Here is a 22,603-nt window from a genome sequence, read left to right on the forward strand (position 1 = left end):
CTCCACGCTGCGTCTGATAGCTATCTGTAAGACCATTTGCATAAACATGCACAGTCAAAGTATAATCATTGATATTGCCCCAGATGATCTGAGGAGGCTATTCATATGTTGTCTTCCGCTGGCAAAGTCAAGAAAGTGGTGCTGGCCTATTCTGGAGGATTGGATACATCGGTAGCTATCAAGTGGTTGCAGGAAAGCTACGGAGCTGAAGTTTTGGCGCTGGCCGTGGATGTTGGAGCCAAGAAGGACTTGGATGTGATACAGAAGAAGGCATTGGCTGTAGGAGCAGTCAAATCCCTCGTGGCCGATGCTCGGAAGTCCTTTGTGCTGGACTATGTATACCCGTGCTTGAAGGCAAACGCCATGTACGAAGGGAAGTACCCCCTGACTGCCGCGATTTCCCGCCCTCTGATCTCCAAACTTCTCGTGGAGATGGCTCATCAGGAGTGCGCCGACGCTGTCGCCCATGGGTGCACTGGCAAGGGCAATGACCAGGTCAGGTTCGACGTGTCGATCCAGGCGCTCGATCCGTCGCTCGCCATCATTGCGCCGGTGCGCGAGTGGCCTATGTCGCGCGAGAAGGAGATCGAGTACGCAGAGGCCAACAACATCCCGGTTCCAGTCACAGTGAAGAGCCCCTACAGTGTGGACGAGAATCTCTGGGGACGCAGTGCAGAGTGCGGCGTTCTCGAAGACCCGTGGGTTGAACCGCCGGCCGACGCATACGCCATGACCACCGATCCCAGCCAGGCGCCTGATGAGCCCGAATACCTGGACATCGATTTCGAACATGGCGTTCCCGTGCGCATAGATGGCGAGGCCATGGACCCGGTGGACATGATCGAGGCTCTGAACGTCACTGCAGGCAGGCATGGCGTTGGCCGCCTTGACATGGTCGAGAACCGGCTGGTTGGGATAAAGTCGAGAGAGATCTACGAAGCGCCTGCGGCCACAGTGCTGATCGCGGCGCACCAGGATCTCGAGACCCTCACCATGCCCAGGGAGACACTCCACTTCAAGAAACTCGTCGAGCAGAAATACTCGGAGGTTGTGTATTTCGGCCTATGGTATTCGCCGCTCCGCGATTCGCTGGATGCTTTCATTGATAGCACACAGAAATCCGTCAGCGGGACTGTCAAGGTGAAGCTATACAGGGGAACATGTACTGTGGTCGGGCGCCGCTCTCCTCATTCCTTATATGATTATTCATTGGCCACCTACGACAAGGGCGACCGATTCGACCATTCCGCAGCGGTAGGATTCATCAATGTCTGGGGTCTCCCCACGAAGGTGGCACGCCAGGCCGAGAGAAGAACGGCCTCGGGGACGTGCACTACGAACAACGGCGTCGGGGGGAGCGCCGAATGAAGCTCTGGCAGGGCAGAACGGATGGACGCGTTGACGAGTTGGTCAACACGCTGACCACATCCCTGCCGTTCGATGTTCGTCTGTTTCGAGAGGATATCGAGGGCAGCATCGCGCATGCCCGGATGCTTGGGTTCACTGAGATAATCCGCCCCGAGGAATCATCGGAAATCATCGCTGGCCTAGAGTGCATCCTTGCCCAGATGGAGAATGGGTCGTTTGAGTTTGAGCAAGACGATGAGGACATCCATACGGCCGTGGAGCGGGCGCTGATTGCCGCCATCGGCGAGGCTGGCAAGAAACTACACACCGGCCGAAGCCGGAACGACCAGGTTGCGCTGGACATGCGCCTATGGTGTTTGCGCCGGATTGCCGCGATCCAGGATTCCATAAAGAAACTTCAGACCGTGCTTGTGGATCTCTCCGGGCAGCACGTGACTACGATTATGCCAGGCTACACTCACCTGCAGCACGCACAACCTGTAACGCTGGGGCATCATCTCATGGCTTACTTTTGGATGCTCCAGCGAGACTGGACGCGTTTGGCTGACTGCCGATTCCGCACCGACGTAATGCCGCTCGGCGTCGGCGCGCTGGCCGGCACTGCCTACCCACTTGACAGAGAGTTCGTCAAACGGGAACTAGGCTTCTTCCGCATCAGCGAGAACAGCCTCGATACCGTGGCGGACCGGGATTTCGTCATCGAGCTAGTGTCTGCATGCACTCTCATCATGACCCATCTCTCGCGCCTCTGTGAGGAACTCGTGCTGTGGTCGACATGGGAGTTCAGATTCGTCGAGCTAGAGGATGAGTACACGACAGGTTCCAGTATGATGCCTCAGAAGAAGAACCCCGATGCGGCCGAGTTGATCCGGGGGAAAACCGGCCGAGTCACGGGCGACCTCATGTCGCTTCTTATGACTATGAAAGCATTGCCGCTCGCATACAACCGAGACATGCAGGAGGACAAGGAAAGGCTATTCGACGCCTCCGATACTGTGCTAGCTTCACTCGGAGTCATGTCCTCAATGCTTGCCACCGCCCACTTCAGAGGTGAAAGAATGGCAAGAGCGGCGTCTGCCGGTTACACTCTGGCCACCGATGTCGCGGATTTTCTAGTGGGGAAGGGCATGCCATTCCGCGATGCTCATCACCTGGTCGGGCAGATCGTCCGCGATTGTGCTGCACAGGGCATTGAGCTGGAGGAGCTCACCGTCGAAGAGTGGTCCGGCTACTCCCCGCTTCTCGACTCGGCCATCACCGGAGTGCTGAACGCAGATCACGCCGTTGCTCGCAGATGTGTGCCTGGCGGTCCTGCGCCCGAGGAAGTGATGGATCAGATTGCCTGCGCAAGGGCCATCCTGTCGGCCCGCCCCTGCTTTCTTGTCTCCAAAGGGATATCCTCGATGATTGCCTCGAGGGTCACGTGGCCCCGCCCATAAGTTAGCGGCGTTCCATCGCCATTCTCCTGGATATCAGCTCGTCCGGGCGTTCGCCCTGGAACTATCCCTCATAATACGCGATGAGCCAGTATCGGCTCTCGATGTGTCAGTCCAGGCGCAGGCACTCAAGGCATTTGAGGATCTGCGCCTGGACTGACATATCTCTTCATCTGCATAAGTCGGAGCCAACCATGCCCTCCTCGGGCTTCACCCATGAGATCGGATACGCGCTTTTCGAGTACAAATAGTCTCTTCCGAAGAAGGAGTCTGCATGGGAGCGTAGAATATCCAGTGGCCGGCACAATTGTGCCGCACAAACGTGCAAATGCTAGCATAGGCTTGCTGTGGGAGTGTGCCTTATGGGTTTCGACAAGCGCCTGCTCTATGAAGTGGCCCGTCGCTATTACGAACTGGCCATAACCCAAGAAGAGATAGCTCTCAGCCTTGGCATATCTCGTAGCCAGGTGTCGAGAGCCATCAAGCAGGCGCGCGACGAGGGAATGGTGATCATAAAGGTTATCGGGCCTGGCCTCGATTTCACCGACATCCAGGCAGAGATGTGCGCACGGTTTGGACTCCGCGAGGCCGTTGTTGTATCTGGCGAGGGTGGGCCATCTCAGCTGCTCACGCAGAACCTGGGCGTGGCGGGCGCAAGATATGTGGTCGAGTCTTTGGAGCCTGGAACCGTCATAGGTGTGTCATGGGGCGCGACTCTGCGGGAGTTGGCGGTGGCGCTTGTCGATGCCAGGGGCGCCGCCCGGGATGTCGTCGTCATTCCGCTGCTTGGAGGGCTTGGTCAGGCGAGTGCGGACCTCCAGGTGAACGATATCGCCTCCCGAGTAGCAAGCGCGCTCGGAGGGACGCATCACTACCTTCACGCACCATCCTTCGTCGATACGCCCGAGGCCCGGGCTACGATCATGGCTGACAGCAATATCAAAACAGTAGCCGACATGTGGGCCACCGTGGACATGGCGGTGGTTGGAATCGGATGCCTCATCCGTCCATCCACCCTCATTGAAGAAGGCGGATTCCCCGAAAGCGACCTAGAGCTGCTCGAGCGCAAGGGAACAGTGGGAGACATGTGCATGAGGTTCTTCAACAGCAAAGGGGAACCTGTCGATACATCGCTGGATGAGCGGATCATCGGAGTCGGTCTCGAGCAACTCAGGCGGATCAAGTGCGTGGTGGCAGTATCAGGAGGTGTTAATAAGGCGCGTGCGATCCTCGGAGCACTAAGAACAGGTGTAGTGGATGTGCTCGTAACTGATGACATCACCGCTCGTAAGGTGTTGGATGCAGCGCAGCAGGGGCAGTAGGCTCAGCAGGGACAAGTAGGCTCAGTGGCCGCAGCAGGCGCCGGACACAGGTCCCGGCGAACTATCATCTCCATAAGGTCATCTCTACAAGAGGAGGAACGAAATATGCCGCTCGGACAGGGCGCCTTAGGATTAGGCGTATCGTATGCACTAGCCCTTGGTTACTTGGTGCTCATGTGGTTTTTCGGGAGCATTCTCACGAAGCAGTATCCTACTGAGCAGAAAGTTGCCTGGGACACGCGGACAATCGCCCGCGTGACTATTCTAGCTGCTGTATCAGGCGCAGGGGCAATGATCAAGATCCCGGGTCCCGCCACCACAATTGCGTTGGATGCAGCTGCAGGCTATTTCGCGGCTGCGTTTTTCGGATGGCCCGTTGGAGCTACTGTGGCCGCCATTGGATGCTTCCTTGCCAACGCCCTAGGAGGCTTTGCAAGCTGGCTTCCAATGGTAGTTGTGTACATTTCCGGAATGGCGCTCACAGTCACCCTGGCAGTGTTTGTTGCGAAGAAGGTCAATATCGTAGCTGCCATCGTGGTGGGCACTATAGTGAACACCCTGACATGCCTCGGCCCATGGGCCATTATGGTCGGGCCGACACTCATGATTGCCCTCTTGCCTTCACAGATAATTGGATCTGCCGTGAACGCAATAGTGGGGTTGACTGTGGCTGTGGCGCTCAAGGGCGCCCAGAACCGTAAGAGGCCCGAGTCGGTCGACTGACAAGCCCCTAGAAGAACCCAGCGAAGATCAAGGCGAGAGGTGTTCCATTTGGCCGCTACGATCATCTCACTCAAGGATGTCGCGTTCAACTACAAAGGATTCAAACGCCATGCTCTCGACGGCGTCTCAATCGATGTGAAACAGGGTGAATGCGTGGCTATCCTCGGTCCTACCGGCGCCGGGAAGAGCACGCTTGCATGTGTTCTGAACGGTACGGCGCCCTTGTTCGCGGAGGGCAACCTCACCGGCGAAGTGAGCGTCGACGGCATGGTTCCGTCACAGGTGGGCACCGCCAGAATGGCCTCAAGGGTCGGGCTGGTCTTTGGCGACCCCGATGCTCAGCTCTTTGGGATGACTGTTGAGGAGGATGTGGCTTTCGGGCCGTCCAACCTCGGCCTGGACTATGAAAGCATAATGGACAGAGTGAGCGCGTCCGTATCTGAGATGCGCCTCACCGGCCTGGAGAAGCGTGCTCCGCACAGGCTATCGGGCGGGCAGAAACAGGCAACGGCGATCGCTGGAGTATACGCGATGCTTCCGAAGATCATGGTCCTTGATGAACCCACGTCGATGCTCGATCCGGAGGGAAAGGCCAGAGTATTCGGGATTGTACAGAAGCTCAAGGAAGCACTCGGCGTAACTGTAGTTCTGATAGAGCAGGAGGTCGACGACATCCTGCAGTTGGCGGACAGGGTATTCGTTATGAGATCGGGCAAGTTCGCACTGTCGGGAAGCCCGCGCGAGGTTTTCAGCAGAGTCGACGAACTGAGGGCGGCTGGAGTCCGTGTTCCTCAGATGGTCGAGTTCGGCGGCCTGATTGGCGCCAAGGAGACGCCCTTCACTCTGGATGAGGCCGTGTCTACGGTGAGAAGGGGCGCCTGGACCGGCAGGGCCGTCGGCGCGCATGGCGTGAGACCACACGAGTCTGCCGCGCCACACGAGTCTGCTGCGCCTTCCGAGTCTGCTGCGCCTTCCGAGTCTGCCGCGCGTGCGGAGCCGTCCGGGCCCGCGGCGCCTGCCGCGCGTGGCGCGTCTGCCAAACCAGACAAGTCGGATGCCTTGGAAACCCCTGCCGTCCAGGCGATCGACGTTCAGTATAAGTATCCCATGGGCGCTGTTGCTCTCACTGGCGTTAATCTTGTAATTAGCCAGGGCGACTTCGTGGCCATTGTGGGGCAAAACGGAGCCGGAAAAACCACCCTCACCCGGCACTTCAACGGACTGCTCAAGCCCACCGCGGGTGATGTGCGCGTCTTCGGCAGGTCGTCGCGGGAGATGCACACGACTGAGCTGTGCCGAGTCGTGGGATACGTGTTCCAGAACCCAGATGAGCAGCTCTTCTGTACCAGCGTGGAAGAGGAGCTGAGATTCGGCCCTGGCAACATCGGGCTGGACCAGAAGGATACTGATCAATCGGTTGAGGAGATTCTGGCTGACATCGGCCTCGCGAAGTACAGGGATGTATGGCCAAAATACCTCACCAAGGGCGAAAGGCAGAGGCTTGCGCTTGCGTCGGTCGTGGCCATGAATCCGAAAGTCCTGATAGTAGATGAGCCCACAACCGGCCTCGACTGGGTTGAGTCTATTCAGATACTCGATTATCTCAGCAGACTGCGCACGGAACGCGGAAAGACGGTAATCATCATCACCCATGACATGAACGTGGTGAGCCTCTACGCGAGGAGAGTCGTCGTGATGGCCAACGGAAAGGTCGTCGGGGATGGCAGCCCCAGGGAAGTGTTCTCTCAGCCAGATCTGATGACACTCGCGTGCCTGAGGCGTCCGCCCATTGCGGATCTTTCGGATGCCCTATGGGGCCAGGTCTTGCTCACGCCTGAGGAGGCCGCGGACAGACTGCTAAGCTCATCGAAAGCGACCGAGAGGTGTGCAGAAAGTGATTGTTGAGTATGAGAGCAAGTCCACGCCGATGCACCGGCTTGACCCCAGGGCCAAGTTCGCATGGATGCTCGCCGCCATTGTCATCAGCGTGATCTGGACTAACCCCATCTACCTGGTTGGGTTGTGCGTGGCGATAATCGGGTTCGGCTTCCTCGCGGAATTCCCGTGGGCCAAGGTGAAAGGAGTGCTCTCCTTCATCCTTGTGATTACCGCAATCATCACCCTTGTTCAGGGCGCCACCTACGTTCCGAAAACCGTGACTATTGCGGACCCGACCAGGGTGCTGTTTCACATCATTCCAGGCTGGATTCCCGGCATCGGCCCTGCGGGCGCAGTTCGAATCGGCGGATTCCTATACGGTATCGGAATGGCGCTCAAAGTGTCTGTAGTCCTCGTAGTAGTGGCCATTTTCGGGTATCTCACGTCGCCATCGGAGATAGTCCAGATAATTGCGCGCGTCCCGTTCGTGCCGTACCAGGTCGGGTTCGTCATGTCCACTGCATGGAAATTCATACCTGTGGTCCAGACTCAGATGCGAACCTTAATGGACGCGCATAGGTCCAGAGGAGTCGATTTCGAACAGGGGACCCTGACTCAGAAGGTCAGGAAGACCTCCAACGTCGTGTTTCCGCTGTTCGCCAATGCCCTATCGATGGCGGACACCATGGCTCTGGCCATGGAATCGAGGGCGTTCGGCTGCAGCAAGAAGTTCACTTTCATCAGACCATACAGAATGACGCTGGCTGACCGGCTTGCACTGTGGGGCTCGATCTTTGCCATGATTGCGAGCATCGTGTGCCTTGCCGTGTGGAAGATGGGGGCGCTGTAGGGTGAAGGGATCCGTGGTTTGCCTTGGCGCCGCAGCAATGGACCTCATATTCCAAGTTGATCGATTTCCGCTGGCAGATGAGATGGTCTTCGCATCGGGCGAACCAGGGCTCTTTCCCGGAGGATCGACTGCGAACATTGCCGCAGGTCTTGCTCGCCTGGGCGTTCGCGCTCGGTTTGTGGGGAAGGTGGGGCCAGATGCGAACGGGGATGCGCTTCGAGCTGCCTTTGAACACGACGGCGTCGACACCAAATGGCTCATGACAGAGGCAGATGGAAGGACGGCGCAGACCATCATAGTGGTCGACCACAGTGGCAACAGGATCATCTACTCGCTGGGCGGCACGGCTTTGCTGGAAACCCCCGACGAGCTGGATAGCGCGATCATGGACGGGGTTGGCCTGCTATATGTGGGCGAAGCCTTTCCCGCTGTGGCCCAGAGGGCGATCTCACAGGCGCGTTCCTGCGGGGCGATAGTGGCATATGGGCCAGGGGGCGCCACGTCGTGGATTGAGCCGGACGTACTGCTCGACCTGCTGGGGAAGGCAGACTATGTGCTTGTCTCCCGTGGTGAACTCAGGGCGATCACCTCCTTCGAAAAGCCCCGCGATGGCGCGATTTGTCTGCTGAATCAGGGCGCAAGGAATGTGGTGGTCACCCTGGGCAGTGCGGGATCAGAGTGCTATGGTGGGGAAGCTCCCCATGATCCCTGGCGCGTGGACGCCTTCCGAGTTCAGCCTGTCGATACTACGGGAGCGGGAGACTCGTTTGCAGCTGGGTTCGCGGCCGGGCTGATCGAAGGTCGTCTGGTGCAGGAATGCCTCGTTCGAGGCAATGCCATGGCTGCCATCGCCATTTCCCGAGTCGGCGCGCGAGAGGCGCTGCCAACCCGCAAGGAGTTGGATGCGTTCCTCGGAACACATCTGGTTGAAGGCGGTGATGGCGTGTGACAGGCGATGCTTGTAAACGCACCCACGGCGTTCGGCCCATCCTCGACCCGGACCGGGTTGCGGGCTGTGTGGCAGGAGTGGCGATCGGCGATGCGATGGGCATGCCAGTGGAGTTCATGACGCGCCAGGAGATACGGGCGATATACGGCAGGCTTGATCGTTTCGTCGCTCCGCGCCCCGACCACATCCACGCTGGGATGGGGGCGGCCAGGATTACCGACGACACAGAGCAGACCCTTGCCATCATCGATGCCCTCGATGAACACGGAACGATAACCCCGGAAATCGCGGCAGGGGCATATCTGAAATGGGCGGACGAATGCGACGCCTTCAGCTCATCAGTGCTCGGTCCAAGCTCCAGGCGAGCCTTGGAGAGGCTCCAGGCCGGGGAGGATCCACGCACTACGGGTTCGTCAGGGGATACCGTGGGCGCCGCCATGCGAGTCGCCCCGATTGGCATCGTGAATGCCGGAGATTTGGAGTCGGCGGCGCAGGAATGCGTCATGTCCTGCCTTCCCACCCACGGCGTGAGCATAGCCATCGGCGGGGCCTGCGCGGTTGCCTGCGCGGTCGCTGCCGCGGTAGTGGCCGGCTCAGTTGATGAGATCATCAGCGCAGCCCTATTCGGTGCGGAATACGGCGAGAGCCGCGGGGTGAAATGGGCCGGGGCAACGGTAGCCGCCCGCATCAGGCTCGCGCTGCGGATTGTGGAGGAGAGCGGCGGGGAAACGGAGGCTCTGGATGGCCTCTACAGCATCGTTGGCGTTGGGATGCTTCCCACCGAACTTGTCGCTACTGCCATCGGGATTGTAAGGCTGCACCAGGCCGACTGCTGCAAAGCAACGATCTCGGCCGTGAACATGGGCGGGGATGCCGACACTCTGGCTTCGATAGTCGCAGCGATAACCGGGGGCTTCTCGGGCATTGGGCGGTTCCCCGCAGAGTGGACGACAGCTGTTGAGAGGGTCAACCGTCTGGATTTCCAGCGGCTCGCCGATGTTCTTGTTGCTGTAAGAGAAAGGAGACCCCAACATGACGGGTGTGGATGTTAGGTTACGAAGGATTTTCAGAGATGGCAAGGCAGTCATCTGTCCGCTGGATTATGGCGGGTTCATGGGACCTGTAGCAGGAATAGAGGATCCCGCTTCAGCAGTCGGCAAGGTAGTGGCGGGAGGCGCAGATGCAATTCTTGTGAATCCCGGCCTTGCGAAAAGCGAGTGGAACGCCTACGCGGGGAAGACAGGATTGATCGTCAGGGTGACCGGCGGCGCAACGAAATACAGCCCAAATCCTGGTTTCCACACACTTGTGTGCAGTGTCAGCGAGGCCTGTGCGATCGGCGCCGACGCCGTCTGCGTCATGGTGCTTGTTGGATCAGAACAGGAGCAAGAGATGTTCGAGATAATGGGAGATGTGGTGTCTGATGCCCATGCCCTGGGGATTCCAGTTCTTGCAGAGGTGATACCTTGCGATCCTGACCACAACTTCGACCCAGAGTGGATATCTGTATGCGCGAGAGTTGGGTACGAGCTTGGGGCGGACGTGATAAAGACCTACTTTACGCCCGAGGGTTTTGCGGACATAATCCGGGCTTGTCGAGTGCCGCTCGTGATTGCCGGCGGCCCGAAGGTGGAGGATCCGGATATTGTGGTGGCTCGAGCGATGGCCTGCGGAGCGGCTGGAATAGCGTTCGGCCGTAACGTGTTCCAGGCGCCGAATCCCGAGGCCAAGGTGCGCGAGCTGCGACAGATTGTACACGGGAATCCCGCCGGGGAGGTGCGCTGAGCTTGAAAGCGGCAGTGTACCACGGACCGCGGGACCTGAGGGTCGAGAGCATTGACGATCCTGTACTGCAGCCAGGAGATGCCCTCCTTAAGGTGGGTTTCTGCGGTGTGTGCGGAACAGACGTGAAGACATATCTGCGCGGTCATCACATGTTCCCCCCTCCCTGCGTTCTTGGACACGAGGTTGTGGGCAAGATCGTGGAGATGAAGGAGCCACTTTCGACCACCGACATCAGGGTCGGTGATGTCGTGGCGGTGGCGCCCTATGTGCCATGCTACAGCTGCACCCTGTGCAGTCATGATCGGCACGAGCTGTGCAGACACAAGGATTGGATAGACGGCGCATTCGCAGAGTACGTCAGGGCGCCGGCAGGCGTGCTTCAAAAGGGAACGTGCAAAGTGCCGCCGGGTATGGATCCACGGGTCGCATGCCTCAGCGAACCACTGGCATGTTGTGTGAATGCTGTCACAGATTCGCGAGTTAGCCTGGGCGACACGGTGCTCATCATAGGATCCGGGCCCATGGGCCTGCTCATGCTGGAGCTGTGTAAAGCCGTGGGGGCATCGCGGGTGCTTGTTAGCGAGCCGAACGAGTGGCGGAGATCCGAGGCGGAACAGCGCGGGGCCATTGTCGCCAGTCCCTTGGATTCGGATGTGCCTGCATGGATCCGGGATCACACCGACGGGGAAGGCGCCGACATCGTGTTCATATGCGTAGGCACTGCCGATGCGGTGAAGGTGGGAATGGACTCGGTGAGGCAGGGAGGCCTAGTCAACATCTTCGGAGGGCTTCCCAGCGGCTCGGAACTGGCCATCGACTCAAAGCGTCTGCACTATGACGAGGTAACCCTCACTGGCAGTTTCGGTTTCACACCGTACCACTTCAGAACGGCGCTGGCCATGTTGGCTTCCGGAGGCGTTCATTCCAGCGGCCTGATAACACACGAGTACGCTATAAATGACGCCCGAACGGCCCTGGAGACAGCTGGTTCTGGTGAGGGCCTGAAGATCCTTCTGAAGGTGGACGGCGATGAGTGATGCCGCCTTCGTGGGCATAGACATCGGGACATCCACAGTGAAGGCCGGGATCTGGCGCAACGACGGGGGCTTTCGGGCCGCCTATGGCCCGGCCGAGGTCCTCCGACTCCCCGGCGGTGGCGCCGAGCAGGATCCGCATGTTCTGTGGAATGCGGCGACGGCCTGCCTGAGGCAGGTTTTGTACGGCCAGGACCCGCAGAGCATCAAGGGCATAGGGCTTTCGGGGCATGGGCCGTCTCTTCTCGCAGTCGATAGCAACGGGAAGCCGCTGTGCAACGTGATCACGTGGATGGATGAGAGGCCAGGTCGGGACGTGGCAGCGAGCGATTCCCTTGCCGCTGCCGCCTGTGGCTCGCAGGGCGCTCCATCCGAGAACCATGGGCCGTCGTTCGAAGGGACTGCGCTGTGGATTCTGTCGCACCTAGCTTGCGAGGCAAGTGCGGCGCCCTGCGCACCTGCACCAGCGACCTTTCTGCAGCCCAAGGATTTCATCGGGCTTCGACTAACAGGGGAGGCATGCATCGACTCATCTGCCGCCTCGTGCATGGCGTGGTTTTCGCGTTGCGCCGATGGGTTTCCAAGAGTCGTGGAATCGTGGCAGCCCATAGGGAGAGTGAGCGGCAGGTTTGCTCAAGAGGCAGGCTTGCCCGAAGGGATTCCGGCTGCGGCAGGCGGGATTGACGCGTTTGTGGAGGCTTTAGGCGTAGGCGCCATCGAGCCCGGAATCGCCTGCGAATCCACTGGAACGTCCACATGCATATCCGCGGTGGCGCCGGATTGCGCAGACCTGCCCACAGTGGAGCATGTGATCCCCGGAGTCCGGCTCAGCGTCACGCCGATCTCGTTCACTGGCGGAGCACTGTCGTGGGCCATGTCGGTGTTGTTCCCAGAGGCGTTCAAGGATTCAAGGGACTGGAGTCACACTGTGGCTGAGGCCCTCCAGCGCTCAGCGCCAGGGGCGGCAGGGCTCACATTCATACCTCACCTGATAGGCGAGCGTAGCCCGAGGAGTAGCCCTGGCGCTGCGGGGGCGTTCGTTGGGCTGCGTCCGGGGCACAATCGGTTCGATATGCTCCGGGCGGTGCTGGAAGGCTGCGCATACGCGGCTCGAGAAAGCTTGCAGGTGTGCGCGCCGTCTCTTGGTGTTGCAGAGTTCAGGGCAGTGGGGTCTGGCGCCAAGCACGAGGGTTGGCTTCAGATGAAAGCTGACGTAATGGAGGCTCCAGTCGCAAGGATGGCTGTCCGAGACGGAGCGCTCCTCGGCGCCATTATGCTAGCGGGTATTGCCGCGGGGGAGTTCACCGACGCCAGGGAGGCCGTTCGGGCGTTGGTGCGCCAGGACGAGAGGTTCGAGCCGCGTGATTCGGCGATTGGGGATTATCGCAGGGGCTATGCGGCCTACTGCAGGACCGAAAAGGGACTTGAAGAGATGTGGCGCGAGAATTGTGACCTCTCGCGAGTGTGATGGGGGTTCGATGGGTGAAATTGCGAACTGCGCGCATACCCCGTGGAATACGGCTCATAGCTCTGGGCATGTTCCTCTGGGGATTCGGGTACGGCCTGCATGCCTACGTGCTGCCGGTTCACTTGCGCTCCATAGGGTGTAGCCCGGCGCAGGTTGGATTCGTTTTCTCAGTATCAATGGCAGCGATGGCGGCCTCGTGTATACCCGGGGGCATTCTTGCGGATAGGTGCGACCGGCGAAAGGTGATATTCCTGTCGTGGCTTGCAGGGGCGCCTTCGGTCATTCTCTACTACGTTGCAAAGGACTACCGAATGGCTGCACTAGGCATCGCCATCTACTCTGGCTCCATGATGGGGTATCCGGCTCTAAACGCATATTCCCAGTCATGCGCCCGCGATGGGGAGTCAGGCATGACGTTCGGAGTGATAAACGCGGCGTTTGCCGCAGGGATGATAGCGAGCCCTGCAGTGGGCGGATACCTGTCTTCTGTATGGGGCGTTCGCGGCGTCTTCCTGTTGTCGTGTGCATTCTTCCTAATTGCATCGGGCGTTGTGAGCCTCCTGCCGCCAGAGCCCGAGCGCGGCGCCTTGAGCAAAGCCAGCGGCCGAGGCGACTTCTTCGGCTCGCTTAGGAACAGGAGATTCGTGGCATTTCTAGTGTGCTATTCCGTGTGTGCTTTCGCCTACTACATGGTGCAGCCGCTTGTGCCTCAGTATCTCACGGATGCGCGCAGGAACAGTGTCGGGATTGTTGGCGCGTTAGGATCGATAATGTCATTGGGGCAGACGCTGATCACAGTGGGTGTGGGCAGAGCGGCGGATCGCCGCGGCGCCCTCGTGGCTGTGGGTGGAAACCTGCTGGTGTTCGTCGTGGCCCTTCTATGCTTCGTCGCATTCTCGGCGAGCGCCGCCACTGTGGCCTCCCTGTTCCTACTCGGGGGCTTCATGGCTGGGCAGGGAGTCGTACTGGCCGGAGTTGGAGAGGTGCTCGGAGACCGCGCTGATGGCAAGGCTTTCGCCCTCTTCAATCTGGCGATGTCTGGAGTGTCGGTGGCAGGTCCGTACCTTGGAGGGCTGATGTACTCGGTTTCCCAGGGCGGTCCGTTCTACGCCGCCGCGGGGATCACCGCAGTTGGCGGGTTGCTCCTGCTCCAGCAGGGGCTTTCGGCACGTGGTGCAAGGGGAGGTGGTTGTCCTCGGGAGGAGCTTGGCAAGAACCTGGAATCGGCGAAGATCTAGTTGAAAACGACAATTAGGAGGAGGAACAGAAATGCGCAGATTAGCAATGGCAATTGGGCTGTGTGCACTCTTGATGCTCGTGGGATCCATGTGTCTCGCTGCTCCTGCAGCTCCTACAGGCAAGGTCGTACTCACGGTGATAGGCCCTATCGATGAGAAGAACTGCGAAAAGGGATTCGAGTTCGACATGGCGATGCTTGAGAAGGTCGGGATCCAGATCTGCGAAACTCGCGACCCGTGGCTTGGCAACAAGAAATACGGCGGAGTGCTCATCTCTGAAATACTCAAGTACGTCGGCGCCTCCAAGAGCGCTTCCGAGATTCTTGCCATCGCAAAGGATGGTAAGAAGGTCACGATAAAGGCTGAAGACTTGGCGAAGTACCCGATCATGCTTGCGACCCAGGATGGCGGGAAGGCAATTGGATCAGGCTTGGGCGGCCCCATTAAGCTTGTATTTCCATATGCCGGCTTCCCGGAGCTTGAGGCAGCCTACAATAAGGAGCAGTGGAACTGGTTCGTCGTCACCCTTGAAGTGAAGGTGAAGTAGTATCCATGATCAGGCATAGAGGAGCAAAACTGCTCATCGCTGCGCTGATAGCGCTTGTGGCGGCGGCGCCGGTGTGTGGCGCCGCCCGCGGCGCGGGGCAGCATCCACCAACTATCGTGCTGATCGTGATAGATGGATGCCCCGCCCGCTCGTTCGATGACCTTCCGAAATCTTCGTTCCTAACGACCATGCGAGAACAGGCGGAGTGCGGATTCAGCGTCATCGACACAGTGTTCCCATCATCGACCGCAGCTGGACACGGTGCAATCTTCACCGGCAGCTATCCTCAGGAGAACGGGGTGACGGGAAAGGAGTACGTGCGCGATGATGGCGAGCTCGGACGGTTTGACTCTCCATCGCTCATAACCGGACGTACGCTTTTCGAGGTCGCCCACGCAGTGGGCCTCAGGACTGCGATGATCTCTGCCAAAGGAAATGTTCGCCTGATGCTCTCTAAGGACGTCGATGCCTCAGTGGGCCCAGATGCTGTGCCGGAATGGGTTCTCGACACCGTCGGGCCTCCTCCTGACAAGGCGACGCAGTACCAGGATTTCTCGGGCTGGCATCGTGGACTCGACCAATGGGTCTTGAATGCTGCTGAGGCTTACCTGAGGCAAGACAGTGCTCCGGCGTTCGTTGGCATTAACCTCGGAAGCCTCGATAAGCTCGGGCACAGGTACGGCCCCACTCCTGCAGAGGAAACCCTTCAGACCCTCATCTCCATAGATGAGGGGATCAGCGGACTTGTGCGCACTCTCGATGAGACATGTCCGGGAGACTGGAGCCTGCTCGTCACTGCTGATCACGGGATGACAAGGGTTGTGAATCCGATCCTGGCCAACGATATAGTCGACGCGGCCGTCGGCGGGCAGGCCCTTGTGACCCTGGATGGGGGAGTCCTGTATGTTTGGGCCGAAGAGGGCATCGACGGGCTCGTCCAGACGCTTTCGGGCGCCGAAGGTGTGGCCGAGGTCATTGGCCCGAAAGATAAGGAAAGGCGGGTCGCGCTCCACATAGATAACCCGCGCACCCCGCCGCTCATTGCAGTGGCCCAGAGAGGCCACATGTTCATAGAGTCGGAAGCGTTCATGGAATACACTCTGGGAAGCCACGGAACCACAATCGATAGCGACGTTCGTGTGCCCATCATGCTCTGTGGACCGAGGGCCGCTGGAGTCAGCCTGAAGGGCGTGAACTCGGTAACTCAGATAGCAGGGATAGTGGAGAGTATGCTCGGCATCGAACGATAGGGGCGATGCCGTTCTTGGCGCCGACACCGAGTTCTCCAAGCATACATCGAACACTGGATGGACATAGCAGGTGGCGACCCAAGAGACGGCGACCCAGCAGGCGCCTACCCAGCGTACGCGGACCGCCAGGGATGATCCCTGGCGGTCCGCGTGCTATCCGCTCACCTTGATGGCCATACCTGCCAATGTCCACTGGCGCTTCGTCTGTGCACTAGTGGCACTGGGCGCAGAAGTCCTCATCAACCGAGTGGCCGTGGTGGCACACGTTGCAGTCGAGGTCCTCGTAGTGCGACGTATGCGGATTGCGGGGGTTGCTCTCGGTCTTCTTGGCAAGCTCCTCGTATGGGCCGTGGCAACTCAGACAGGTCTCCATCGGGACCTCGCCACGTTTGGCAGGGCTCTTGCCATGGCATGCACTGCAGCCCACTCCGGCGGCCATGTGCTTGTCTGCAGTGGTAATCGGGGCATGGCAGACGGCGCAGAAGTCCTCGTTGTCGGTGTGCCCGTGATGGCACAGGCTGCACTCGAGATCGATATAGTGCGAGTCATGAGGGTTCATGCCTGTTCCCGAGGTTGCCTTCGCAAGCTCCTCGTACGAGCCGTGGCACTCGAGGCATACATCCATGCTGACATCGCCTGGCTTGCCTGTTCCATGACACGCTGCGCACTCCAGCCCCATTTGCCCGTGCACATCGGCAGTGCTGGGGAGCCCGTTCTTCGCCAGGGCGACTGCTCCCATTGCAAGGACAAACGCGGTTACTAGTAGCACCATGAGCAGATGTGGCTTCTTGGTCAAAGCGTGTACCTCCGTTCTGGCCGTGCCACTGCTATTTGCTCTCAAGCCCTGCGTTCTTTCCTGCTACGCGACCGAACACAGTGATATCGAGAATGGCGTTGCCTCCGATTCTGTTGGTGCCGTGTATTCCACCAGTGACCTCACCGGCTGCGTAGAGCCCAGGGATCACCTTTCCGTGGATATCTAGGACCTGAGCGTCGGTGTTTATCCTGAGGCCGCCCATGGTGTGGTGCACCCTCGGCTCGCCAAGTCCGGCGTAGAACGGAGGATGGGAGATGGTCTGCCCGAGGACCTTCTTGCCGAAGTCCTCATCTTCCTTCTTCTCAACGAGCTTGTTGTACCTATCCATGGTGGCAGTGAGTTTGGCGACATCGAGGGAGCACTTCTTGGCAAGTTCCTCGATGGAGTCGGCCTTCACGATCTCTCCGCGCTTGACCATGGCGTCGACATCATAGGCCTTCTGCGACATCTCGTCGGTGATGACCCAGCACTTCTTGCCTGGCTGCCGCAGAACAGCTTCGGTAAGGACATCGCGGCGGGCGCCTTCATCGGCAAATCTGTCGCCGTTGGTGTTCACGTAGACCATTGCGCCGACGTCGAGTGTGGTGAGGCCGCCTGCAACGGCGATGCACTGGATGTAGTCCATGCCCACCACGTCAGCTCCGATTTCCTGTGCGATGATAATGCCATCGCCTGTTGCGCCTGGATGGTTGGTGGTTCCCACGGAGGCATCGAACCTGGGGTCGTACTTCGACCTCATCTCGACATTGGCAGAGAATCCGCCGGTGGCAATGACTACTGTCTTCGAGAGGAACATCCGCTCATTTCCGGATTTGTCGACTGCAGCCACGCCGTACACTCGTCCATCCTTGCCGTCGCGAATCAGGCCGGTCGCACGGGTGTTGAGATAGATGGGGATATTGCGGCTCTTGGCTGCGTTGTTCAGAACTCGAATATAGCCGCGACCCTGCTCGTTCGGGACTGTGGGATGGCTGCGCGGGTATAGTGCTCCATACCCCTGGAACACCTGATCCGCGAACTTCATACCCAGTGACTCATACCAATGAAGACCGTCGAGAGCATTTTCACATAGCACTTTGACTAGCGCTGGGTTGGCGCGGTTATCGCCTGCGGCGAGAGTTTGCTGCATGTGAAGCTCAGGCGAATCCTTGATCCCCTGCTTGTCCTGGCGCTCGGGATCCGCGCTGTTGTAGAAGCCGCCCAGAAGAATGGTGTTCCCACCGATGACGGGCATCTTCTCAAGCACGATAACCTTCGCTCCGTTGTCGGCGGCTGTCACGGCCGCGTTCAGGCCTGCTCCTCCGGCGCCGATCACTACTACGTCGGCCATCTCGATTCGCGGGGTTGCCAGCACACCTGCGCTGACCACTGGCAGAAGCATGATGGCTGCTGCGATCACTGCGATGATCCTCTTGGTCATCTCGGCTGCACCTCCTGTTATATTATCTGGTCGCTTGCTCTTGGGCCACGACAAGCCGCGGATGTGGCGCACCAACACTCGAACGAGTCCGCGGCACGGTGGAATATGTAGGCAAGTAACCAGCATTACAAATTTCGACATCGACCGGTGGCTTCCTGCAAAGTTCGCGAAGGATTTCACATTCTTTTAGCCTGAGGAGAATCCCGAATTCGACCCGAGTTGAGGGCATACGGATATATACAGAAGCGATGACATACGCAGGAGGCTGGCTCTAACGCTTGCCATCGCGAGCCTCCTGAATACTATGAGATGCCATGCCCAAACGTAGCGGCCGGTTTGAGCCTTGGGTGGGCCTTTCCTGGAAGCCTGGGGAGAGCGAGCCTGCGCAATTCTCGGCGACGTAGTTCTTCACAGGCGCCGACTGATAGGTCTGCACGAGATCTACAAGAGCGGAATCCTTCTCCCTGCCTGCCTTGACAGCCAGAGCACCACCGCATTGGAGCACCACCGCATTGGAGCACCACCGCGCCACGGGTGGGGTTCACGGGGCGGGCTGGCTACTAGTGTTCTTGCACTGGCGATCCACTGACGGCATTCAGTCGCGCCTCGATGGTGCGCGCCCTGGGGCCGAGCGGAGTTTCCCATTTTTGAGCGCGAGCCGCCGGAAAATCCTCACGGATGAGAATCTACACCCGCCGTTCCACTCAAAAATGAGAATCCCGGCGCCGCCGCAAGCGACTGCTAGCCCGTACAAGCACAAGAGCAAAGGCGGTGGGCGGCGCCGCCGCGCCGCCAGTCCTTTATCTCAAGTACATCGACCCGTTCATGGTCTTCCCCATGGCAATATCCATGAAGATCGTGCTCCTCACGGTACTCGGCGGTCTGGGTTCACTATGGGGTCCAGTGCTCGGGGCGGCAATCCTCATCCCTCTCTCCGAGTATACTCGTATCGTCTTCGGCGGGACTGGGCGCGGTGTGGATCTGATCATCTTCGGCGCGCTCATCGCAATCGTGGCGTGTTTCCAGCCGCAGGGCATAATCGGCCTGATCAAGCTGGTATCGCGGAAGACCGACGCGGCCAGGGGAGGTGCAAGCCCTGATGGGAGAGTCTCTGCTTGAGGTCAATGGCCTCACGATGGCGTTCGGCTCACTGTACGCGAACCAGGATGTGACTTTCGATGTGCCCACCGGCCAGATCGTGGCCTTGATCGGGCCGAACGGCGCTGGAAAGACAACCTGCTTCAACTGCGTGACAGGTTTCCCGCGCCCAACTGGAGAGTCAATCAGGTTCGCGGGAACCGATATCACCCATGCGGCGCCATACGATGTGTGCAGGCTTGGGCTGGCGCGAACGTTTCAGATAGTGCACACGTTCCACGACATGACCGTGATGGAGAACATCCTCACGGCGGCCTTCCTCAGAGAATCGAGCACACGGGAGGCAGCAACCGCAGCGCAACAAGCGCTGGAGCTCACGGGGCTCGGGCATCTCCAAGACAAGCTCGGGAGGAGCCTTACGATCGCCGGCAAGAAAAGGATCGAGATAGCACGGGCGTTGGCCACAAAGCCGCGCTTGATCATGCTCGACGAGACGATGGCAGGCCTGAATCAAACTGAGATCAGAGAAGCCATGGACCTGTGCGTGCGTCTGAAGAAGGAGGGACTCACGCTAGTAATCGTTGAGCACATCATGGAGGCCATCATGCCAATATCCGACAAGGTGGTCGTCCTCGACTCCGGGCGGAAGATAATGGAGGGCACTCCGCAGGAAGTGACCAGCGACGAACGGGTCATAAAGGCATATCTGGGGGACACTGGGGGACAGCTACAATGTTGCGAGTTAGATCTCTGAGGGCAGGATACGACGGGGCGCCGGTGTTGTTCGGCGTGGATCTGGAAGTGAAAGAAGGCGAGATCGTCGCCGTAGTGGGATCGAGCGGGGCAGGGAAGACGACTATCCTGCGGACCATCTCAGGGCTTGTGAGGCCTATGAGCGGGGCTGTAGAGTTTATGGGCAGGCCAATCAGCGGCATGCGTGCGCACGACATCACTGCGCCGGGGATTGCACATGTTCCCGAAGGGCGGCACGTGTTCTCCAAGATGAGCGTGGAAGACAACCTTCTCCTCGGGGCACATGCGGTGAAGGACGAGTCTTTCGTGGCTGACACACTCGAACAGGTGTACGACGCCTTCCCGGTGCTGCGTGAACGAAGAGCCCAGAAGGCAGAGACCCTTTCCGGCGGGGAACAGCAGATGCTGGTGGTGGGCAGGGGGCTCATGTCCCGGCCCAAGCTCATAATGGCGGACGAGACTTCCCTCGGCCTGATGCCGACAATGGTCGACCGGATGCTCTCAGTGCTCAAGGAGATACGAGACCGGGGCGTTACGGTGCTGATGGTAGAGCAGAAGATCGAGAAGGCGCTTTCCATGGCGGACCGTGCGTACGTACTGCAGACAGGCAGAATCGCGATGAGCGGCACAGGCCGTGAACTGCTTGAGAATCCAGAGATACGGAAGGCGTATCTGGGGCTGTGGGAATCGGCAGTGTGGAAGAGGGCTCCATCCACGGGCGCATTCCGTTGGTGGAGCCCTGGCTCTGCCATGTGGGCTGAGGATCAAGGAGTGGGACCACTACTGTGTGCTCACTGACACGTTCGGGGCGGCGTTCACCGTCCGTTGAGGATCGCCGGCGATATCTGCAGTTTGCAGAGGAATTCTCACACAAAGGACGAACTTCCCAGATTAGTGTGCCGACAGGAGAGCCCGCAGTGCGGGGGCTTGATATGCGCTACGGGCTGTAGGTCCACAGACTATGCACGAATGGAGGCTCTATCTATGCTTCTCAGAAGAAACCGATCTTGCGCTGTGGTTCCGATCCTCGCTGCTATCATCATAGGCCTGTTATCGTGGTCTACCCTGGCATGCACAACCATCATGGTATCCCAGGGGGCATCGTCTGATGGATTCACGTCCTGCTCACATGCAAACGACTGTGGCAGCTGTTCGTTCCAGATCGAGAAGATCCCTGCCAAGGACTGGGCGCCTGGCACGATGATGGAAATCCTACATATGCCTCAGTATACTGATGGTTATCAGAGGATGGAAGTGCACGGAGAGCCCACCGGGCGCCAGATTCCTCAGGTTCCTCACACCTACGGATATGTGCTTGGGCACTTCGGATACATCAACGAAGAGGCCGTGGGCATAGGCGAGACCACATTCGGTGGCCGGGGCGGGTCAAGTAATGCCAATGGGTGGTTCGAGGCCACAAACCTCACCTTCCTCGCCATGGAGCGGGCCAAGACCGCCCGCGAGGCGATCCAGGTCATGGGCGATCTCGCGGTGAAGTACGGATACTTCGATTCGGGCGAGCAGCTTTCGGTTGCAGATCCAGATGAAGTGTGGATGTTCGAAGTCGTTGGCCCCGGCCCCCTGTGGGAGCAGGGCGACAAGGAACCGGGCGCTTACTGGGTCGCCCAACGTGTCCCTGAGGGCCACATCGCTGTAGCTGCGAACTGCTCGGTGATTGACCAGATAGACTGGAACGACCATGACAACTTCATATATAGCTCCGGAATCGTAGATTTCGCAACAGAGAAGGGCTGGTACGATCCGAGCAGCAATAAGCCATTTAGCTGGAGGAATGACTTCTGCAACGCCGCTCCGAGCTACCAGACATGCCAGCGACGCATATGGCGAGTGTTCACCCGCGTGGCCCCGTCCCTTGCGGCTACGTTTGATGAAAGGAACCTGCCGTTCTCTGTCCCAGTAGACAAGCAGGTATCGATGTCAGATATCTTCGCTCTCAACAGGGATCATTACGAGGGAACCGAGTTCTACATGGGCGACAGCATCACTGCTGGCCCATGGAATAACCCACGCCGGTACCGGGGCACTCTCAAGTTCGAAGGAAAGAGCTACGATTGGCAGCGGACTATCTCCGTAATAAACTGTGAGCACGTGTGCATAACGCAGATCCGATCTGGGCTGCCAAAGGAGATTGCTCCGGTGCTATGGTACGGCGCTGGCTCCGCTTCAACGACCTGCTTTGTGCCGTTCTATGCGAGCGTATCGAACATAGCTCCTACCATGAATACCAAATCTGGGTCACATTGGGACTTCACCCGCGATTCCTATTGGTGGGCGGTGCAGTCGGTGAATGTCATAGCGGACCTCCGGTGGTCGCTCATGATCAAAGACATCGAGAAGATGCAGGATGGGTATGAGGGCTACGCTGTGAGAACTCAGCCTGCAATTGATGCTGCCGCACTGGAGTTATACAAGACCGATCCCAAGCTTGCCGTGGAGTTCCTGACGAACTACTGCAACAGGAACGTGGAAACTGTGCGTGATGCGTGGTGGTCCCTCCTCGACCAGCTGATTGCCAAGTACCATATGGGGTACATCTACGATGGCGGCAAGGTGAAGAAGCCGGTGTATTCAGAGGAGTGGGTCAAACTCATAAGGAATGGGCAGGACGTCCGCGCCAAGTAGCTGAGTAGAACGAGTGCTGATCAG

20 protein-coding genes are annotated in these 22,603 nt (G+C 58.9%); 18 read left to right on the top strand and 2 right to left on the bottom strand.

The features are described from left to right. Positions 1–105 precede the first annotated feature (105 nt). From VB144_13905 to VB144_13970, 14 genes are all read left to right on the top strand, one after another. The gene (locus VB144_13905; GenBank protein ID MEA4884721.1) at positions 106–1,368 is read left to right on the top strand and encodes an argininosuccinate synthase; all 1,263 of its coding nucleotides are present in this window, start codon (positions 106–108) and stop codon (positions 1,366–1,368) included. Beyond that, positions 1,365–2,807: an argininosuccinate lyase gene (gene argH / locus VB144_13910; GenBank protein ID MEA4884722.1), complete on the top strand. Its 1,443-nt coding sequence runs from the start codon at positions 1,365–1,367 to the stop codon at positions 2,805–2,807. Before VB144_13905 ends, argH begins: the two co-directional genes overlap by 4 nt. A gap of 359 nt (positions 2,808–3,166) precedes the next feature. Further along, positions 3,167–4,126 (top strand): sugar-binding transcriptional regulator, encoded by a 960-nt coding sequence (locus VB144_13915; protein MEA4884723.1) that lies wholly within the window; start codon positions 3,167–3,169, stop codon positions 4,124–4,126. Positions 4,127–4,231: 105 nt separating this feature from the next. Further along, positions 4,232–4,849 (top strand): ECF transporter S component, encoded by a 618-nt coding sequence (locus VB144_13920; protein ID MEA4884724.1) that lies wholly within the window; start codon positions 4,232–4,234, stop codon positions 4,847–4,849. A gap of 48 nt (positions 4,850–4,897) precedes the next feature. After that, a complete protein-coding gene (locus tag VB144_13925; GenBank protein ID MEA4884725.1) occupies positions 4,898–6,754 on the top strand; it encodes an energy-coupling factor transporter ATPase in 1,857 nt (618 codons plus the stop codon). Further along, positions 6,744–7,577: an energy-coupling factor transporter transmembrane component T gene (locus VB144_13930; protein ID MEA4884726.1), complete on the top strand. Its 834-nt coding sequence runs from the start codon at positions 6,744–6,746 to the stop codon at positions 7,575–7,577. Before VB144_13925 ends, VB144_13930 begins: the two co-directional genes overlap by 11 nt. A gap of 1 nt (position 7,578) precedes the next feature. Then, on the top strand, positions 7,579–8,526 hold the full coding sequence (locus VB144_13935; protein MEA4884727.1) for a carbohydrate kinase family protein: 948 nt from the start codon (positions 7,579–7,581) through the stop codon (positions 8,524–8,526). Then, complete coding sequence (locus VB144_13940; protein MEA4884728.1) at positions 8,523–9,578, top strand: ADP-ribosylglycohydrolase family protein; 1,056 nt, start codon at positions 8,523–8,525, stop codon at positions 9,576–9,578. The genes VB144_13935 and VB144_13940 overlap by 4 nt, the downstream gene beginning before the upstream one ends. Then, positions 9,559–10,311, top strand: a complete 753-nt coding sequence (locus VB144_13945; GenBank protein MEA4884729.1) for a fructose-bisphosphate aldolase — start codon at positions 9,559–9,561, stop codon at positions 10,309–10,311. The genes VB144_13940 and VB144_13945 overlap by 20 nt, the downstream gene beginning before the upstream one ends. A 2-nt stretch (positions 10,312–10,313) precedes the next feature. Further along, positions 10,314–11,348 (top strand): alcohol dehydrogenase catalytic domain-containing protein, encoded by a 1,035-nt coding sequence (locus VB144_13950; protein ID MEA4884730.1) that lies wholly within the window; start codon positions 10,314–10,316, stop codon positions 11,346–11,348. Beyond that, positions 11,341–12,813, top strand: coding sequence for an FGGY-family carbohydrate kinase (locus tag VB144_13955; GenBank protein MEA4884731.1), 1,473 nt, complete (start codon positions 11,341–11,343; stop codon positions 12,811–12,813). Before VB144_13950 ends, VB144_13955 begins: the two co-directional genes overlap by 8 nt. Before the next feature lie 14 nt (positions 12,814–12,827). Further along, positions 12,828–14,051: an MFS transporter gene (locus VB144_13960; protein ID MEA4884732.1), complete on the top strand. Its 1,224-nt coding sequence runs from the start codon at positions 12,828–12,830 to the stop codon at positions 14,049–14,051. Positions 14,052–14,082: 31 nt separating this feature from the next. Beyond that, the gene (locus tag VB144_13965; GenBank protein MEA4884733.1) at positions 14,083–14,598 is read left to right on the top strand and encodes a hypothetical protein; all 516 of its coding nucleotides are present in this window, start codon (positions 14,083–14,085) and stop codon (positions 14,596–14,598) included. Between the two features lie 5 nt (positions 14,599–14,603). Further along, positions 14,604–15,848: an alkaline phosphatase family protein gene (locus VB144_13970; protein ID MEA4884734.1), complete on the top strand. Its 1,245-nt coding sequence runs from the start codon at positions 14,604–14,606 to the stop codon at positions 15,846–15,848. A 211-nt stretch (positions 15,849–16,059) separates the two neighbouring features. Here the strand turns inward: VB144_13970 and VB144_13975 are convergent, their stop codons facing one another. Together VB144_13975 and VB144_13980 are read right to left on the bottom strand one after the other, a co-directional pair. Further along, positions 16,060–16,644, bottom strand: coding sequence for a cytochrome c3 family protein (locus VB144_13975; GenBank protein MEA4884735.1), 585 nt, complete (start codon positions 16,642–16,644; stop codon positions 16,060–16,062). Positions 16,645–16,675: 31 nt separating this feature from the next. After that, complete coding sequence (locus VB144_13980) at positions 16,676–18,085, bottom strand: flavocytochrome c (GenBank protein MEA4884736.1); 1,410 nt, start codon at positions 18,083–18,085, stop codon at positions 16,676–16,678. Between the two features lie 771 nt (positions 18,086–18,856). Between VB144_13980 and VB144_13985 the strand changes: the two genes are divergently transcribed. The 4 genes from VB144_13985 to VB144_14000 all read left to right on the top strand — a co-directional run bounded on the left by VB144_13985 (position 18,857) and on the right by VB144_14000 (position 22,579). Beyond that, positions 18,857–19,204, top strand: a complete 348-nt coding sequence (locus VB144_13985) for a hypothetical protein (GenBank protein ID MEA4884737.1) — start codon at positions 18,857–18,859, stop codon at positions 19,202–19,204. Then, a complete protein-coding gene (locus VB144_13990; protein ID MEA4884738.1) occupies positions 19,185–19,937 on the top strand; it encodes an ABC transporter ATP-binding protein in 753 nt (250 codons plus the stop codon). Before VB144_13985 ends, VB144_13990 begins: the two co-directional genes overlap by 20 nt. Further along, positions 19,916–20,734, top strand: coding sequence for an ABC transporter ATP-binding protein (locus VB144_13995; protein MEA4884739.1), 819 nt, complete (start codon positions 19,916–19,918; stop codon positions 20,732–20,734). Before VB144_13990 ends, VB144_13995 begins: the two co-directional genes overlap by 22 nt. Before the next feature lie 186 nt (positions 20,735–20,920). Beyond that, a complete protein-coding gene (locus tag VB144_14000) occupies positions 20,921–22,579 on the top strand; it encodes a C69 family dipeptidase (GenBank protein MEA4884740.1) in 1,659 nt (552 codons plus the stop codon). Positions 22,580–22,603 lie beyond the last annotated feature (24 nt).

The organism is Clostridia bacterium (assembly GCA_034926675.1).
GTDB lineage: Bacteria > Bacillota > DTU025 > DTU025 > DTU025 > JAYFQW01.

Coding starts and splice junctions, on each gene's coding strand:
- VB144_13905 (MEA4884721.1), top strand. CDS start 106: ATGTTGTCTTCCGCTGGCAAAGTCAAGAAAGTGGTGCTGGCCTATTCT.
- argH (MEA4884722.1), top strand. CDS start 1,365: ATGAAGCTCTGGCAGGGCAGAACGGATGGACGCGTTGACGAGTTGGTC.
- VB144_13915 (MEA4884723.1), top strand. CDS start 3,167: ATGGGTTTCGACAAGCGCCTGCTCTATGAAGTGGCCCGTCGCTATTAC.
- VB144_13920 (MEA4884724.1), top strand. CDS start 4,232: ATGCCGCTCGGACAGGGCGCCTTAGGATTAGGCGTATCGTATGCACTA.
- VB144_13945 (MEA4884729.1), top strand. CDS start 9,559: ATGACGGGTGTGGATGTTAGGTTACGAAGGATTTTCAGAGATGGCAAG.
- VB144_13955 (MEA4884731.1), top strand. CDS start 11,341: ATGAGTGATGCCGCCTTCGTGGGCATAGACATCGGGACATCCACAGTG.
- VB144_13965 (MEA4884733.1), top strand. CDS start 14,083: ATGCGCAGATTAGCAATGGCAATTGGGCTGTGTGCACTCTTGATGCTC.
- VB144_13970 (MEA4884734.1), top strand. CDS start 14,604: ATGATCAGGCATAGAGGAGCAAAACTGCTCATCGCTGCGCTGATAGCG.
- VB144_13980 (MEA4884736.1), bottom strand. CDS start 18,085: ATGACCAAGAGGATCATCGCAGTGATCGCAGCAGCCATCATGCTTCTG.
- VB144_13990 (MEA4884738.1), top strand. CDS start 19,185: ATGGGAGAGTCTCTGCTTGAGGTCAATGGCCTCACGATGGCGTTCGGC.
- VB144_13995 (MEA4884739.1), top strand. CDS start 19,916: ATGTTGCGAGTTAGATCTCTGAGGGCAGGATACGACGGGGCGCCGGTG.
- VB144_14000 (MEA4884740.1), top strand. CDS start 20,921: ATGCTTCTCAGAAGAAACCGATCTTGCGCTGTGGTTCCGATCCTCGCT.